At 36.9% G+C, this 12,975-nt stretch carries 25 protein-coding genes; 15 read left to right on the top strand and 10 right to left on the bottom strand.

Annotated features, from left to right (window positions below; all coding sequences use genetic code 11):
- The 3 genes from ACLUJM_RS10650 to ACLUJM_RS10640 all read right to left on the bottom strand — a co-directional run.
- Positions 1-340, bottom strand: a 340-nt coding sequence (locus tag ACLUJM_RS10650; RefSeq protein WP_412412797.1) for a hypothetical protein, incomplete at its 3' end; no start/stop codon positions are given.
- 141 nt (positions 341-481) lie between these two features.
- Positions 482-1,213, bottom strand: a complete 732-nt coding sequence (locus ACLUJM_RS10645; RefSeq protein ID WP_161128916.1) for a hypothetical protein — start codon at positions 1,211-1,213, stop codon at positions 482-484.
- Positions 1,214-1,217: 4 nt separating this feature from the next.
- Complete coding sequence (locus ACLUJM_RS10640; protein ID WP_161128915.1) at positions 1,218-1,811, bottom strand: helix-turn-helix transcriptional regulator; 594 nt, start codon at positions 1,809-1,811, stop codon at positions 1,218-1,220.
- A gap of 154 nt (positions 1,812-1,965) precedes the next feature.
- Between ACLUJM_RS10640 and ACLUJM_RS10635 the strand changes: the two genes are divergently transcribed.
- The 12 genes from ACLUJM_RS10635 (at position 1,966) to ACLUJM_RS10580 (ending at position 6,432) form a co-directional block, all read left to right on the top strand.
- Positions 1,966-2,175: a hypothetical protein gene (locus tag ACLUJM_RS10635; protein ID WP_161128914.1), complete on the top strand. Its 210-nt coding sequence runs from the start codon at positions 1,966-1,968 to the stop codon at positions 2,173-2,175.
- A gap of 36 nt (positions 2,176-2,211) precedes the next feature.
- Positions 2,212-2,769 carry a Bro-N domain-containing protein gene (locus ACLUJM_RS10630; RefSeq protein ID WP_008816002.1) on the top strand — a complete coding sequence of 186 codons (558 nt, stop codon included), beginning with the start codon at positions 2,212-2,214 and terminating at the stop codon, positions 2,767-2,769.
- Between the two features lie 10 nt (positions 2,770-2,779).
- Positions 2,780-3,526, top strand: a complete 747-nt coding sequence (locus tag ACLUJM_RS10625; protein ID WP_008816001.1) for an ORF6C domain-containing protein — start codon at positions 2,780-2,782, stop codon at positions 3,524-3,526.
- Between the two features lie 36 nt (positions 3,527-3,562).
- Positions 3,563-3,778: a hypothetical protein gene (locus ACLUJM_RS10620; protein ID WP_008816000.1), complete on the top strand. Its 216-nt coding sequence runs from the start codon at positions 3,563-3,565 to the stop codon at positions 3,776-3,778.
- Positions 3,779-4,003: 225 nt separating this feature from the next.
- The gene (locus ACLUJM_RS10615; RefSeq protein ID WP_009270739.1) at positions 4,004-4,297 is read left to right on the top strand and encodes a hypothetical protein; all 294 of its coding nucleotides are present in this window, start codon (positions 4,004-4,006) and stop codon (positions 4,295-4,297) included.
- Positions 4,290-4,613 carry a hypothetical protein gene (locus tag ACLUJM_RS10610; RefSeq protein WP_257328706.1) on the top strand — a complete coding sequence of 108 codons (324 nt, stop codon included), beginning with the start codon at positions 4,290-4,292 and terminating at the stop codon, positions 4,611-4,613. The genes ACLUJM_RS10615 and ACLUJM_RS10610 overlap by 8 nt, the downstream gene beginning before the upstream one ends.
- Positions 4,610-4,837, top strand: a complete 228-nt coding sequence (locus ACLUJM_RS10605; RefSeq protein WP_008815996.1) for a hypothetical protein — start codon at positions 4,610-4,612, stop codon at positions 4,835-4,837. Before ACLUJM_RS10610 ends, ACLUJM_RS10605 begins: the two co-directional genes overlap by 4 nt.
- Complete coding sequence (locus ACLUJM_RS10600; protein WP_161128912.1) at positions 4,824-5,264, top strand: hypothetical protein; 441 nt, start codon at positions 4,824-4,826, stop codon at positions 5,262-5,264. The genes ACLUJM_RS10605 and ACLUJM_RS10600 overlap by 14 nt, the downstream gene beginning before the upstream one ends.
- Positions 5,261-5,437, top strand: a complete 177-nt coding sequence (locus ACLUJM_RS10595; protein WP_161128911.1) for a hypothetical protein — start codon at positions 5,261-5,263, stop codon at positions 5,435-5,437. The genes ACLUJM_RS10600 and ACLUJM_RS10595 overlap by 4 nt, the downstream gene beginning before the upstream one ends.
- Before the next feature lie 2 nt (positions 5,438-5,439).
- Entirely contained in the window at positions 5,440-5,835 is a 396-nt protein-coding gene (locus tag ACLUJM_RS10590) for a helix-turn-helix domain-containing protein (RefSeq protein ID WP_054344569.1), read from the top strand.
- 44 nt (positions 5,836-5,879) lie between these two features.
- Complete coding sequence (locus tag ACLUJM_RS10585) at positions 5,880-6,155, top strand: hypothetical protein (protein ID WP_412412796.1); 276 nt, start codon at positions 5,880-5,882, stop codon at positions 6,153-6,155.
- Positions 6,145-6,432 carry a hypothetical protein gene (locus ACLUJM_RS10580; RefSeq protein WP_054344571.1) on the top strand — a complete coding sequence of 96 codons (288 nt, stop codon included), beginning with the start codon at positions 6,145-6,147 and terminating at the stop codon, positions 6,430-6,432. The genes ACLUJM_RS10585 and ACLUJM_RS10580 overlap by 11 nt, the downstream gene beginning before the upstream one ends.
- Before the next feature lie 59 nt (positions 6,433-6,491).
- Here ACLUJM_RS10580 and ACLUJM_RS10575 read toward each other — a convergent pair whose 3' ends face one another.
- From ACLUJM_RS10575 to ACLUJM_RS10545, 7 genes are all read right to left on the bottom strand, one after another.
- The gene (locus tag ACLUJM_RS10575) at positions 6,492-6,698 is read right to left on the bottom strand and encodes a hypothetical protein (RefSeq protein WP_412412795.1); all 207 of its coding nucleotides are present in this window, start codon (positions 6,696-6,698) and stop codon (positions 6,492-6,494) included.
- A 93-nt stretch (positions 6,699-6,791) separates the two neighbouring features.
- A complete protein-coding gene (locus ACLUJM_RS10570) occupies positions 6,792-7,097 on the bottom strand; it encodes a hypothetical protein (RefSeq protein WP_118654659.1) in 306 nt (101 codons plus the stop codon).
- Positions 7,098-7,157: 60 nt separating this feature from the next.
- Positions 7,158-7,550, bottom strand: a complete 393-nt coding sequence (locus ACLUJM_RS10565) for a hypothetical protein (protein ID WP_161129313.1) — start codon at positions 7,548-7,550, stop codon at positions 7,158-7,160.
- 19 nt (positions 7,551-7,569) lie between these two features.
- On the bottom strand, positions 7,570-7,824 hold the full coding sequence (locus ACLUJM_RS10560) for a hypothetical protein (protein WP_412412794.1): 255 nt from the start codon (positions 7,822-7,824) through the stop codon (positions 7,570-7,572).
- A gap of 185 nt (positions 7,825-8,009) precedes the next feature.
- Entirely contained in the window at positions 8,010-9,203 is a 1,194-nt protein-coding gene (locus tag ACLUJM_RS10555; RefSeq protein WP_412412793.1) for a tyrosine-type recombinase/integrase, read from the bottom strand.
- Between the two features lie 78 nt (positions 9,204-9,281).
- Positions 9,282-9,485: an excisionase gene (locus ACLUJM_RS10550; RefSeq protein ID WP_002610247.1), complete on the bottom strand. Its 204-nt coding sequence runs from the start codon at positions 9,483-9,485 to the stop codon at positions 9,282-9,284.
- Positions 9,485-10,495, bottom strand: coding sequence for a replication initiation factor domain-containing protein (locus ACLUJM_RS10545; RefSeq protein ID WP_412412792.1), 1,011 nt, complete (start codon positions 10,493-10,495; stop codon positions 9,485-9,487). The genes ACLUJM_RS10550 and ACLUJM_RS10545 overlap by 1 nt, the downstream gene beginning before the upstream one ends.
- 547 nt (positions 10,496-11,042) lie before the next feature.
- On the opposite strand from ACLUJM_RS10545, the gene ACLUJM_RS10540 reads away from it, so the two are divergent.
- The 3 genes from ACLUJM_RS10540 to ACLUJM_RS10530 all read left to right on the top strand — a co-directional run bounded on the left by ACLUJM_RS10540 (position 11,043) and on the right by ACLUJM_RS10530 (position 12,948).
- Positions 11,043-11,714 carry a helix-turn-helix domain-containing protein gene (locus ACLUJM_RS10540; RefSeq protein WP_231358793.1) on the top strand — a complete coding sequence of 224 codons (672 nt, stop codon included), beginning with the start codon at positions 11,043-11,045 and terminating at the stop codon, positions 11,712-11,714.
- 310 nt (positions 11,715-12,024) lie between these two features.
- A complete protein-coding gene (locus tag ACLUJM_RS10535; RefSeq protein WP_002322212.1) occupies positions 12,025-12,504 on the top strand; it encodes an MGMT family protein in 480 nt (159 codons plus the stop codon).
- Positions 12,505-12,855: 351 nt separating this feature from the next.
- The gene (locus tag ACLUJM_RS10530) at positions 12,856-12,948 is read left to right on the top strand and encodes a DUF2992 family protein (protein WP_412412791.1); all 93 of its coding nucleotides are present in this window, start codon (positions 12,856-12,858) and stop codon (positions 12,946-12,948) included.
- The last annotated feature ends 27 nt before the right edge of the window (positions 12,949-12,975 follow it).

Raw genomic sequence — 12,975 nt, 5'->3', positions numbered from 1 at the left:
GCAATATCAATTTTCCTTCTGTCAAAAGTTTGGATTTGAATAAATCATTGTATATAGCCATGTCTGGAAAATCTTCGACACAATCAGGCAGCGCTTTAGAACGCTGCATATCGTAAATAAATTGGATATATTCTTTTTGCATGGATGTGTGATTCAGCGTATAGTCAGGATATAAAGTGCATTGATTCAATACAGCCCCTAATAAAGCCTTCTGAGCATCTGCTTCACTTTTGAATGTACCAATACACTTTTTCTTTAAAGTAGCCACATACGGCTTCCTGCGACCGGTTCCGAGGAATGCAACACCCCCCATACCTTTTGGACGTCTTTTCATTTTCATACCCTCTTTCTTTCATAATGAATCTATGGTAAAATTGGGTATAGAAAAACCATTATGTCTTGTGAGGACTTTTTGTTTTTCTATACAAGTGATGTTCGTAGCATCACATACACCTGGTGTTCGTAGCGCCGGGTGTTTTTTCTATTTCTTCTTTTTGGGTCTCGGTCTATAAATATAACCTCTTTTAATCATTGCAATATATTTTTCGCGATCAGCAAGTAAACATCTTCGATTAGAATCTCGATAGAAAGTCCTCCCCAACATGTCTGTATGCATATATGGTTGTGTCCATTCTTCTTCTAATTCATGATTGATGATTTGTATTATTTGTGGCAGATTGTTCATTTTTCTAAGGGCATTAAAAGCAAGCGCTAGAATTGTATAAGAATAAGGGAATAAATCCCATGCTTTTATCAAAGTTTGATAAGCTAAATCAAATAGGTATTCGCCTTCGTAAGCCTTAGCTAAATCAATTAACTTCATGTAACAAATTTGAGCTTCACGGTCCATAATGAACACTTCCTGCCCGTTTACAAATAAAGGATAAGGATGTCTATTTTTCAAATCCAAATCCAAATCAAGAAATAAGTTAATATAGTAAATAGCTTTTTCTCTGTAATCTGCCCCTAACCAGGAATATGCCTTAGCTAGTAACTCTCTTTTTTTAGGCGTATCAGCATCTTGGCAAAGCCTTATAATAGTTAATAATGTGGGCCTAAATTCAGTATATCCATCTTTATTCATGATGCTTAAACCTAATTTTTCTATTTTTTCATTAGGACAACTAATAGAAAGGCCAGCACACAGTGTTGTAAATAATTCACTTGCTAATACCTCTTTTTCTTTCGAAGGCAAATTATCTATTTTATCCATATGATTACCCCTTAAAGTATTTATCATTTAAATCTCGCATGTAATCAATAACCTTATTGTATCCGTCTGTATTTAAATTTTCTGCTTGTTCTACTATCTGACGCATACCGTATCCATAATACAATTCAATTTTATCCAGCATACTGGCATTATCATTGCCATATTCATCAGTATAAATGTGACTAAACGAAGCCATTTTCTTAGTTAAAATTTCTGTTGGATCTACATTGAAAAAGGTTGCGATATCAAATAATTCACCTTTTGTGGGATCAAATTTATCATTTAAGAATCCGTTTATTCGTTCAGCACTTATTCCTGTTTCTCTGCATAGTGAGCTTATATCTTTTTCTTGATATTCAAGCAGAAATTTAAGATTAATATGAAAATTACGTTCACCATTATCCCATCCCATTAGATAAGATGGAGTAACACCAAATATGCTTGATAAGGATTCTATCATGTTGCGCTTTAAATTTTCAACACGACCATTTTCCCATTTTGCTACAGCTGATTTCTTTACACCAACTTTTTCTCCAAGTTCTTCTTGAGTCCATCCGTTTCGTTCTCTCAATGTCTTGATTATATCGGCAGTCTCCATATAATTAACCTCCTTTAATTTCATTTTAGCACTAAGTGTATTAAAATTCAAATCATTTTTAATAAGTTTAAAAAAAAGACACAATAGTTATTGACATACAAGGCTGGCTGAAATATACTTATAGTGTCTAAAAAAGACACGGAGGTGATTGTAATTGAATAAAGCTTTATTTAGAGCACTTATGGCTGAACATGAAGATAATCAGAGAATATTATCAGGAATAATGGGTATTTCTGAGCAAACATTCTCAGCCAAGTTGAATGAGAAAGGTGGTGCAGCGTTTAATAAAGCAGAAATGACGTTTTTTAAGAAACGCTATAATCTTAGTGCAACAAGAATGAATGCGATTTTTTTTGATCGCTAAGTGTCTAAATTAGACACAAAGAAAGGAGGCCTAGAAATGGCAGAATTACAAATTTTTAAAAACGACGAGTTCGGAGAAGTACGAACAACGATTATTGACGGTAAGCCTTATTTTTGCGGAAGTGATGTTGCAAAGGCGTTAGGTTATTCAGATGTGCATAAAGCTATTAAGCAAAATTGTGATGAAGAGGGGTGGGTAACTTGCCGTACCCTTACTAATGGCGGCGAACAGGACGTAAAATTTATTTCAGAAGGAAACGTTCATCGACTTATCGTAGCAGCTTCCAAGCAGAGTAAAAACAAAGAAATTCAGAACAAGGCTAAAAAGTATGCGAGTTGGATATTTGACGAGATAGTTCCAAGCGTAAGAGCAAACGGCTATTATGCAATACCAGGAATACAAGTGCCGGATTTCAGGGATATTCCATTAGACGCGTTAGCCAGCTATCAGAGGATTCAAAGAACAGTTATGAAAGACCTTGGCAAATCTCCAAAAGAAATCGCTACAGAGTTTAAGAAGGTGTCTTTGCAGTTTGGCATAAATCTTTCGGATAACTTCGATCAGCTGGCATTTGAACAAGAAAGTTTATTTTAAGGAGGTAAACATGAATAACGTAATGAACACGACGAATCAAACACCGATTGAAATCGCATTAGGCATTGATGAAAATGGTATGACTACTGCCAGAAAGCTTTATGAGTTTTTAGAGATGGACAAAAGTCATTATTCAAGATGGTATAAGCAAAACGTTATTGATAATGCATTTGCAGCAGAAAATGAAGATTATTTCCCATTCGCCATCAATGGCGAATGCGGTGGACAGGCTTCTAAAGATGCAAAATTAACAGCTGACTTTGCTAAAAAACTTTCCATGACTGCAAAGAATGAAAAAGGTGAGGAAGCAAGAAACTATTTTGTAACCATTGAAAATAAATCAAAAGAAGCTGCAATTCAATTATCCGGTCTATCCACAGAAATGCAAGCAATCCTTATGCAGGATAGGAGACTAGTTGAGCAGGATAAGCGAATCACTGCATTGGAAGATAATACATTGATAAGCACTCGACAGCGCCGCAAAATCAGAAATGCTATCCACAGTTCCGTTGCCTCTGCATGCGGTGGGATAAAGACCGTTGCATATAAAGAAAACAGTAAAAGAGTGTATAAAGCTGTATACAACTTCTTATACGATCACTACGACATTTCAGAATATGCTGATATTCCTAAGGTCAAATATAATGAAGCTTTATCGCTGATTGAAAATTGGTATCCAAGCTACGACCTGCAGCTGAGCATTGATATATCCAATAACTGCAAACAGCAGAAAATGGATCTGGATTCAAATAATTAAAATGTCCTCACAAGACAAGAAGAAAAGGAGGTAAGCATGACAAAGCAATATCTAAATGCTGACGACATTCAGGAAATAATGGGTATCAAACAAACTAAGGCCTATGATGTCATAAGACAGTTAAATAAAGAACTTAGAGAAAAAGGATTCTTTACTGTTGAAGGAAAAGTCTCTAGGCGCTATTTTAACGAACGTCTCTACAATGATGAAACAACTATAAAAGATAACGAATCACAAAAAAAGGATGCTTAATGTCTCGACCTCATTAAACATCCGAAGGAGAAATCTCCTGTACTATAAAACACATCTATAGTATAGCAAGATTTCTCCTGATTATTCAAGGAGGAAATGAAAAATGAATATAAATATGCGTATTTTGGCCGATATCATATGCATTTCAGCATGTGTATACTGTATCGCCTATTATACAAAGTGTCTGATTAGACATGAGAATCCACTTCTCGAGGAGGTGGAAGAATGAGTCAATTTAATAAAGGACTGCCTAGTCAACAATCATGCGTTGACATTGAAATGGCCGTATTAGAATCAATGCTTTATGAAATCTGGGAGTGTGCAAAAGCAGGCTACGAAGCTGCTAAAGCATTTATGAAATCGTATTTGCGTATTGAGTATGTAAACATGGAGCTCTCCTTTAATGATGGGAAGGCGATAGCATATGAGAGATACAGCGAAATCAAATCTGCAATGCAGAATGTTATAAGACGATGCATACATGAGAAATCATTGCATCAGGAGGTACTACATGACTAGAAATGAGGTGCTTGATAAGCTGCTTTCCAAGTACGGTAAGTATGGTTATACTCGTTTGAAAATTAGTGGGCTCATCAAAGATGGCGAGAATCATGGATTCTCTTACACAATGATTTACAACGGATTAAGAATGGCGTTATCCAATGCAACTGGTGAGCATGAATATTTTAGCCTGCAGGACATGATGGAAATCACCGGGGAAACACAGGATGAACTAATCGCGAGAATTGAGGATTCAAGAGAAGAATTACGAAAAAATGGAGAAGACCCGGATGATTATTTTGTTCAGGTGACTCCTAAGGAGCTGCGATCATGAAGAAAATTGAAATACTTGACTTAGAGGATGAAATCATTACTTTGAAAATGTCCATATCGCTTTTAATGGTAGTGAAGGATGGCATCAAAGGCTATTTATACAATAACGAGGAAACTATTGACGAAGCCCTTTATTCAGTTTTGAATATCCAGCGCGATGCGCTTGATCGTCTAAGAAACAAATATCAAGAGTTGATTATGGAGGTGCCCAATGCAAAATATTGATGATGTCATTATTGAACTTCCAGAATACAATGAGAAAATCAAGCAGCAGTTCAAAGCGACGAGTGAATTTATTAGAAATCTACCTTTAACACGAGAGCAGAATGACGAACTTGTATATCGCCTTGCTGACGATGTTAGAGCAGCAAGAGAGGATGGTTTTGCTTGTGCTATCTGTAAACTGATTGAATCAGAAGCATCTACAAACTTATCTGACGATGCAAAGGTAGAGAACCTCAACAATGGCTTGCGCAAATATGCGGATAAAGTTAAGGCTCATATCTTACCCGAAAATGATTGCACGCTGGATGAAGCACTAGAAATTATAGATGGTGCAATGGATCCGACGGATATATTTGACCTTGCCTTTTACTTGGGTTATGGAAAAGCTATGGGGATTCCGGAAAATGAAGGGAGCTATCAGGCATGACGAACGAGCAGATAAACGCATTGAATGAAAAGTATCGTAAGAGCAAGGATTACAAGCCTGCTACCAGAGAAGACCGGATCAATTACATCAATAAAATGATGCTCGAATTATCCGATAGCGATTTAGAAGAATTGTATGACACATCATTACAGATGTTGAAGAAAGGCTGGTAGGTATGACAATCAAGCAGAGAAGAAAAGAGTTCGGTATCTCCAGAAAATCAATGGCTAAATTATTAGGTATTACCAGGAAGCAGTATAAAGCTCTGGAAGATAATACTGGTGAATTTGAAGTCGGTGTCATCACACAAATCTGTCTGATTTTTAATATTGAAAATGTTTTAGATATTGAGCGAAAGAACACATATCCGATTTTAAAAAGAAAACGACTCATTCATGGGCTTTCCCTGCGCGATACAGCGCATAAAGTGGGAGTGAATGTATTTACCTATTGGATGGTAGAACGCTACTGTAGAAAACTGGATGATGCGACACTAGAAAGAATTGCAGAATTGTTAGCACCGGAAGCAGAGTTTTCAGTATTTAAGGAGGCATTCTTATGTATAGAGTAAGTGAAAGCATAGCTAAAGACGGTTCAGAGTTCATACTGGATATCATGAGCTGCGAAACGCCGATTTACTTTCTGTATTATAACGGGAGCATGTGGCTTCCTTTGGAATGTGTTGTATTGGCGATTACTAACGAACAAATGATGGTACGGTATGAAACACGCTCAGGATGGCCCGAAACAGACTCACAGCAAGGCGTTAAGATGCACTGGATAGAAATATCCGATTATAACGTAAACTGGTTCACAAACGGCGAGGAAGCGGAATTTGAATCAGATGAAAGAAACGACATCATCAGGGAGGGCAATAGAAATGAAGCTTAATTTAGAATACAGCAATAACACTGTATGTATCAGCGTGGAACTATTTGACGATGGTACAAAATACGAACAGGAATACAACATTAAAGCAGACAAGGATATTCATATCGACTTTGCTACAGACTTCATGGCAGACTTATACGGCCGTGAGGATATGTATGCGAAAACGGTAGAGATAGCTACGAAGATGGAAGAGAACATAAACACTCTGGTTCATCATCTGATAGAAATGCAAGCAGAAGAAAAGAACATCCATTCCATGATGCATAGGCAAAGATAGGGGGATATATGGCAAAAAAAACGACGGTGAAATGCTCGATTTGTGGGACAGAACATTCCCTAAATAATGTATATAGTTTTATACAATTCTTCTATATAACTTTCAAAAACCGAACCAATATGAAATACATGGATTGTAGATTCTCCATCAAAGATATAATACACGCTATAATCTTCGACTTTTATAACCGTAAACATTTTGTTGTGATCGTTTAATTCAGGATTTACGATTTTATATCGTTCTCCTTCTTTATATCCAAAATCCATATTCCACCCCATATTATAGTGTAGTATAACTACACCCTGTATTTTTATTTAAGCATATTGTTTTTTTATTTTCAACCATTTCAATATTTATATTTAATGAAATGTTGTATTAGTCATTGATATATTCAATCTATCACACCATTTTTCAATCCAATGAATATTCAATTCTTCAAAATCTGTATCCTCTTTATAAAAAATAGCTGTTTCTTTCCATTCATCAAAGCATTTTTTACACATTCCCCAATTCAATACTGGAATATAGTAAGTATCCTCTATTGTTTGATTGCAGGAATCACAAAGATTGCCAAAACAATCTGCCTCTCTCAATTTAACAATTTCTTCAGCAGGAATCTGATAAACAATATATCCTTGCTGAATTTTCATTTTCCTTATACTCATAATCTATTCTCACTTTCTTTTTTTTCGGAAGTGACTTCCTATTTTTTTCATTCGTTTTCGTCAAAGTTCTTCATATATCCATTCATTATTGATTTTAAACATAATGAGATGGCTGTAATACGCACCTTTTCCTTGTTCATTGCTCAAATGAAAGCGTACTTTTTCTTCTTTGTTCACATAGATCAAAATATCTAACATGGCTTTAAAATATTCTTGCGTTTCCATGATTCTGATTTCACATCCGCAATCGGACGAAAAACTCAATACATGATCGTATCCACTTTTATCAACAAGAAAGTTTTCATAGCACTGTTGTTCATTATCCCAACAAAAAGCAAATTGTTCTCCTAACTCATTAAATAGAACAAATCCTTCATTGCAATGACTTTCTGAATTTTCGATAAAAGGATACTTTTCCACTTGGATATATCCATTTAAATGTACAGTCTTCATTTCCTTTACCTAACTTCAATTACTTATATTTTTCTTCAATTATCATTTCTTTCATCATGAACCACGCTAGAATAAACATAGCGACAATTTCAGGAATTAAAAGAAATAATAGCGAAATACCATTTACATCTATAATTTTTATCGCCCATAGTTGCAGAGGCAACATAAAGAGCATTGTTAAGATTGAAGCGAGCTTTTTAAATTTGAATTCTTTTTTCCATAGGTATTTCTCAAAAGCCCAATTTATATCGTTTTGTGTAATTGTTGGAAACATTACATGGATTTCTTTATAAATTATATATGTCTTTTTGACTATCTTTTTATATCTTCTTAAATGTCCGCAAAGCCTTATTTTATCGGCTCTACGGGCATTTTGCTTTTGTGGTAAACCTCACATATCTAGGTCTATCTTCTTATATTTTCGCTATCAAGCGTGGTTAAAATCGTGGTAAATACTTCTTATGCGATTAGACGCTGAACCTCTGATTTTGCGGTATCTATGGACGCATGAGCATACCAGTTCATTGTGATACTGATATTTGAATGTCCCATGATATACTGTAAATCTTTTGGGTTCATGTTCTTGCTTGCCAATCTTGTGCAGAATGTATGGCGTAGCGTATGTGGTGTGATATGTGGCAAAGGGTTATCCTTATGGTGCTTGTTGTATTTCTTTACTATACGGACAAAAAGCATATTGTAATCAATCGCAACTTTGGGCTTGCCTTTCTGATTGACAAATAGGAAGTTGCCCCGTCCGTCTATCACAAATGGTTCTGCCTTTGGGCGTTTCTTCATAACCCGTTGAAATGCTTGTATCGTTTCCTTGCTTAATGGCACTTGCCTTGTTCCGCTCTTTGTCTTAGGCGTTTCAATATAGTAGCCCTGTTCCTTGCTCTTTAATAACTGGTGGTCGATAATCACAACTTCATTCTTGAAATCAATATCGGCTACTGTCAGTCCGCACAGTTCCGAGATACGAAGTCCTGTCTTTAACAGTATCAGCACATCATCATAATACTTGTGATACACATTGTCCGTCTTAATAAATGACAATAAGGCTTGTTCCTGTTCCTCTGTCAATGCGACTTTCTCTTTGGTATCATTTTCTAGGACTTCACTTAACTTGAAATCAAAAGGGTTTTTCCTTACACAATCGTCTTGTATGGCGATATAGAATGACGCTTTTAACGAGCGTTTATGGTTGTTAATGGTGTTATAGGAAAAGCCTTTGTCTTTCATGCGTAACGCCCATTCCTTAGCGTCAGAGGGTTTTATCGTATCAATGCTCCTAGCACCTAACTTGTCCTCTTTCAATAACCGCATGAGTTGTTCCCGTTGTTTCTGTGTGCTTTTCTTCACGTTTGCCCTCTGTGCGTTCTGTTTGGCGTAGAGTTGGCAAAGCGTCATTTTCTTGCCTGTGCTGTCGATACCGTCCTCAATATCCCGTCTTATCTGCTGTTCCAGTTCACGAAGTGAGGGTTTTTCCCGTTTTCCCTTTGGTGTTGGGTCTGTGGGTGTCAATCTCCAAGCATACACATATTTTGTGTTTCCAAATGCGTCCACATATTTATATAAGTATTTTCCGTCTGTTCGTTGGCTCTCTCCAGTATGCAGGATACGTCCTTTGCTATCCCGTCTTTTTTCTTTCATGGTGTCTGCTCCTTTCCTTGTTGGAAAGAGCCTTGATATGACTTGTGTTCATCATAACACATACAAGGCTCATTTGCATTAGATTGCGTCCAATTTATCAATGACCTTTTCAAACTGTCGGCGTTTAATCTGTATGCGGTTGCCATTCATAATGAGCCAGCCAGCGTCCTTGTTTTCCTCTGCCAATCGTCTTAACTTGTTTTCTCCGATACGGAAATACTTTGACGCTTCTTCAATGGTAAGGGTATATTTTTCCCATACGGGAATATCGTTGTTATTCATCAGATACCCCCTTTCCCATGTTTCGTGTCATACTGGATATAGGGGATAAGGTCGGTGCGGTTTATCCTCTGTAAATGGGCGGTTAGTTTACTGGAAAGGGAATTGCTGTATCTTGCCTTATCAAGCATAGTTCCCACTTTTTCCAGTCCACCTAATGCGTCATGTTCTTCCAAGAAGTAAAAACTTTTGACAGCGGAAATCACGCCACCCTCTGTGAGCCATTGCTGTGTTTCTTCAAGAGAATTATGTAGTTTCGGTACTTGCAGTTTTAAGACTTCCACAGCCCCTAAAAAGCGTTCCCAAAACCGACACGTTTTCCATCTGCTCTTATTACTTTCATTTCTGTTTGGCACGACAAAGCGTAGGTTGTTTGCCAATAGCCCGAAAGCCAGTTCCCCAAGTTCCAGCGGTCTGTCCTTGAATGTCATGGCAAAGGCATGAGCCTTATCATCACGCAGTTGCATTTCTGTCCGTTTCCAACTGCCGACTTCATCAAGTGTCTTATTATGTTTTGAACAGACTTCCTTATCCTTATCATAAAAGCGGTAGGACAATCCCGATTTACCAGCACCGATATAAACAGTCTTTGCGGTGTCGAAATCATCAAACTTGCTTTCGTCAAAGTGGTAGCCCTCACTATTCGAGATAAATTCCTCTTTTTCGCATTTCTTCTTTATCTGCTCTATGGTAAAGAATGGCTTTTCGTTCTTATCATCAATGGCAATATCAAGTCTTGTGAAATGGAAATTATCCAGTCCGTATCTTCGCTCACAGCGTCGGAACATATCCCCAAAGGTATAATTCCTACTGTCGAGAATACGGAAAATATCATCACAACCTCTGCCAGTCATAACAAGATAACAGCCTAGCCCCTGTGGGTTGTCCTCTGTCTTTCTTGCGTCCCCCGATACATAAATATCTCCAATCTGCCAGCGTGCTTGATAAGTCTTGAATTTTATCGTTGCTGGATAAACATTGAAAATGTCAGTCGGTAAATCTAAAATGTGCATGATTACATCTTCAGCGGTTGCAGTATCAAATACAATGCTGATGTAATCAATCTTAACGGATAAATTTTTGTGTGTAGTTATAGTGCATTACTCCTTTCGTACTCCCCGTTTTTTTGCGGGGTAAAAATCGTGTTTTGTCCTTTATTTATCACAGTTTCTAGGTACTATGACATGTATACGCAGGGCGGTGTTACATATACGCCCTTTACGAACGCCTAAAGGCGTTCCCTTTCTTCCTGTGTCTGCCCCGTTCTTAACGCTCACGAGCCTTGTAAGGCTCGTGGCTAAACGGAACAGCCCCAGTCAGAAACCTTATTTTCGGTCTGATAGTCCATGTTTATTCATGCTATCAAAGTGAAAATACATATTTTTTGTGCTTACTCAAGCGTGTGATTGACCCTAGAGGGCTTAATCACTCTATCTGATGCGATAATAACGCCATTAGAATTACTTGTCAAGAAGTTTTTGTTGACTTTTAGATGTAGATTAAGTATGATATGCTTATAAATACCAAGAAAAGCAACGAAAGGAGCGGTTATACTAAGTTATGGAGCATTATGAAAAGAAAATCAGTTTCTTAGGAGAGAACATACAGACCATAAGAAAACACAGAGGAATGAAACAACAGGAACTTGCGGACAAAATCGGTATCAATATGCAGAGCCTTTCCAAGATTGAACGTGGTGTGAATTATCCTACCTTTGATACGCTGGAAAAGATAATGGACGTGCTGGGTGTAACGCCCAATGAATTATTGTCGGGAGAATGGAAGTATATTGACCACACCGAGCCATATATCATGGATATTATCAAACGGGAACAAGACTTCAATGTTTCCTTAGATTACCTGTCTGAAAATGAATTTTTCGATGATGAAAAAGAATGCACATTTTACAAGGCATATAAACTCATACAGTATATCCATAACTACATTACCAATGAGGTTACGGAGTTGGAAGAACTTATGGAAATCAAGCAGTTGATACAGCGTCAAAAACTGGAACGTATGATGAAAGTACATAAGGAAATGCGAGGGTTAGACCGATACAGAGAACAGCCGAAAGAATACAAATATCACGACCCTTATGATGACTGGATATTCCGTCAACTTGCAGATATTGACAACAGAAAAAACATTCCTAATACTTCTCCACAAGTAGACTTTAATGAGGGAGATTATGAAGATTATCTAAAGGCGAAATGGAACAGAGGTCTTTAATTTCCTCTTGCATGGAAGATACAGCAAACAAAAAGCCCAGTAAAGAGTGCAAAGCACCACCAATGGTGGCAAGGCTCTTGACAGGGCTTTTTCTTTTCTGTTGTGGGGTAATCAAGAGGAAGAAAGAAAAAGTGTGCATTTTTGTTCCATAAATGCTAAGGGTATGCTGATTTTTATTGTGGCGGATATATGGAACTGTTATAATATGGATATGAAGAAAGCGACAAATTTGAAAGTGTTAATAATTTTCAAACAGCCTCATTGCATGGAAATAAGAAACAGACTATCCTTAAAGTAGGAGGTGGCACAAATGGCAAATGAAGATAAAAAAGATTTTAATGCTATGTTGCATGATAGTAAGGATATGCCAAAATTTCAAATTATCATAGACCAGAAAAGTATTGAGAAATATGGTGGAAACAAAATGTATTTTGCTCCCCCGATTGACTATGACAAAGTAATGAAAAAAGTTCCGTATGGTAAAGTGATTACGGTTGGAAAAATACGAGAACACTTTGCAAAATTGAGTGGTGCAGATTTTACAGAGCCGATTACAGCGGGTATATTTGTTTCTATTGTAGCGTGGGCGAGTTATCAGCGTTCCGAAGATGAAACACCCTATTGGAGAACATTGAAAGCAAACGGAGAATTAAATGCTAAATATCCAAATGGTATTGAAGCACAGAAAGAAAAATTAGAAGCAGAGGGACATACCATTATTCAAAAGGGGCGTAAAAATATACGATACTATGTAAAGGACTATGAAAATTCTCTTTTTGATTTGAAATAGGCAAATTCTATTTCACAATTTCATATCTCTATACACAAAGCAGTTAGTCTTAGGATTGACTGCTTTTTTCATACCTAAATTTCAGATTGGAGTGATGAAATGGTGTTTGTTAGAGCTGTTCAATAAGATTATCGGTGCATAAAATTTTATTGTAGTGCTGATATAGGAATGGTATAATTTTCAAGAAAGGTAATCAAATAATGATTATCTAAAATGACAAAGATAAAAACGCAAAGCATTTTATTATGTGAGAGCTGGTAGGTAGCCCAGCCGTCCTATGTTTATAGGGTAAGTAACCTGCCCCTCCGGGTTGTCCGTTCTTTGTTTGGAAATAAACAAGGAGGGATTGATATGAAGACAATAAAATGTAAATTGACTGTGTATTTTGCAGAACCTTTTTGGGTTGGAGTTTTTGAAAGAATTTGTGTTGAAACATTATTATGATTTACAATTTAGTCCAGCAGTTGAAAC

The organism is Finegoldia sp. (genome assembly GCF_046991905.1).
GTDB lineage: Bacteria > Bacillota > Clostridia > Tissierellales > Peptoniphilaceae > Finegoldia.
This window is presented reverse-complemented; position numbering and strand designations above follow the sequence as displayed.

Bases quoted from the DNA above. Each gene is read 5' to 3' on its own strand.
- ACLUJM_RS10645 (WP_161128916.1), bottom strand. From the start codon at position 1,213: ATGGATAAAATAGATAATTTGCCTTCGAAAGAAAAAGAGGTATTAGCA.
- ACLUJM_RS10640 (WP_161128915.1), bottom strand. From the start codon at position 1,811: ATGGAGACTGCCGATATAATCAAGACATTGAGAGAACGAAACGGATGG.
- ACLUJM_RS10630 (WP_008816002.1), top strand. From the start codon at position 2,212: ATGGCAGAATTACAAATTTTTAAAAACGACGAGTTCGGAGAAGTACGA.
- ACLUJM_RS10625 (WP_008816001.1), top strand. From the start codon at position 2,780: ATGAATAACGTAATGAACACGACGAATCAAACACCGATTGAAATCGCA.
- ACLUJM_RS10620 (WP_008816000.1), top strand. From the start codon at position 3,563: ATGACAAAGCAATATCTAAATGCTGACGACATTCAGGAAATAATGGGT.
- ACLUJM_RS10615 (WP_009270739.1), top strand. From the start codon at position 4,004: ATGAGTCAATTTAATAAAGGACTGCCTAGTCAACAATCATGCGTTGAC.
- ACLUJM_RS10610 (WP_257328706.1), top strand. From the start codon at position 4,290: ATGACTAGAAATGAGGTGCTTGATAAGCTGCTTTCCAAGTACGGTAAG.
- ACLUJM_RS10605 (WP_008815996.1), top strand. From the start codon at position 4,610: ATGAAGAAAATTGAAATACTTGACTTAGAGGATGAAATCATTACTTTG.
- ACLUJM_RS10600 (WP_161128912.1), top strand. From the start codon at position 4,824: ATGCAAAATATTGATGATGTCATTATTGAACTTCCAGAATACAATGAG.
- ACLUJM_RS10595 (WP_161128911.1), top strand. From the start codon at position 5,261: ATGACGAACGAGCAGATAAACGCATTGAATGAAAAGTATCGTAAGAGC.
- ACLUJM_RS10590 (WP_054344569.1), top strand. From the start codon at position 5,440: ATGACAATCAAGCAGAGAAGAAAAGAGTTCGGTATCTCCAGAAAATCA.
- ACLUJM_RS10585 (WP_412412796.1), top strand. From the start codon at position 5,880: ATGAGCTGCGAAACGCCGATTTACTTTCTGTATTATAACGGGAGCATG.
- ACLUJM_RS10580 (WP_054344571.1), top strand. From the start codon at position 6,145: ATGAAGCTTAATTTAGAATACAGCAATAACACTGTATGTATCAGCGTG.
- ACLUJM_RS10575 (WP_412412795.1), bottom strand. From the start codon at position 6,698: ATGGATTTTGGATATAAAGAAGGAGAACGATATAAAATCGTAAATCCT.
- ACLUJM_RS10570 (WP_118654659.1), bottom strand. From the start codon at position 7,097: ATGAGTATAAGGAAAATGAAAATTCAGCAAGGATATATTGTTTATCAG.
- ACLUJM_RS10565 (WP_161129313.1), bottom strand. From the start codon at position 7,550: ATGAAGACTGTACATTTAAATGGATATATCCAAGTGGAAAAGTATCCT.
- ACLUJM_RS10560 (WP_412412794.1), bottom strand. From the start codon at position 7,824: ATGTTTCCAACAATTACACAAAACGATATAAATTGGGCTTTTGAGAAA.
- ACLUJM_RS10555 (WP_412412793.1), bottom strand. From the start codon at position 9,203: ATGAAAGAAAAAAGACGGGATAGCAAAGGACGTATCCTGCATACTGGA.
- ACLUJM_RS10550 (WP_002610247.1), bottom strand. From the start codon at position 9,485: ATGAATAACAACGATATTCCCGTATGGGAAAAATATACCCTTACCATT.
- ACLUJM_RS10545 (WP_412412792.1), bottom strand. From the start codon at position 10,495: ATGCACATTTTAGATTTACCGACTGACATTTTCAATGTTTATCCAGCA.
- ACLUJM_RS10540 (WP_231358793.1), top strand. From the start codon at position 11,043: ATGGAGCATTATGAAAAGAAAATCAGTTTCTTAGGAGAGAACATACAG.
- ACLUJM_RS10535 (WP_002322212.1), top strand. From the start codon at position 12,025: ATGGCAAATGAAGATAAAAAAGATTTTAATGCTATGTTGCATGATAGT.
- ACLUJM_RS10530 (WP_412412791.1), top strand. From the start codon at position 12,856: ATGAAGACAATAAAATGTAAATTGACTGTGTATTTTGCAGAACCTTTT.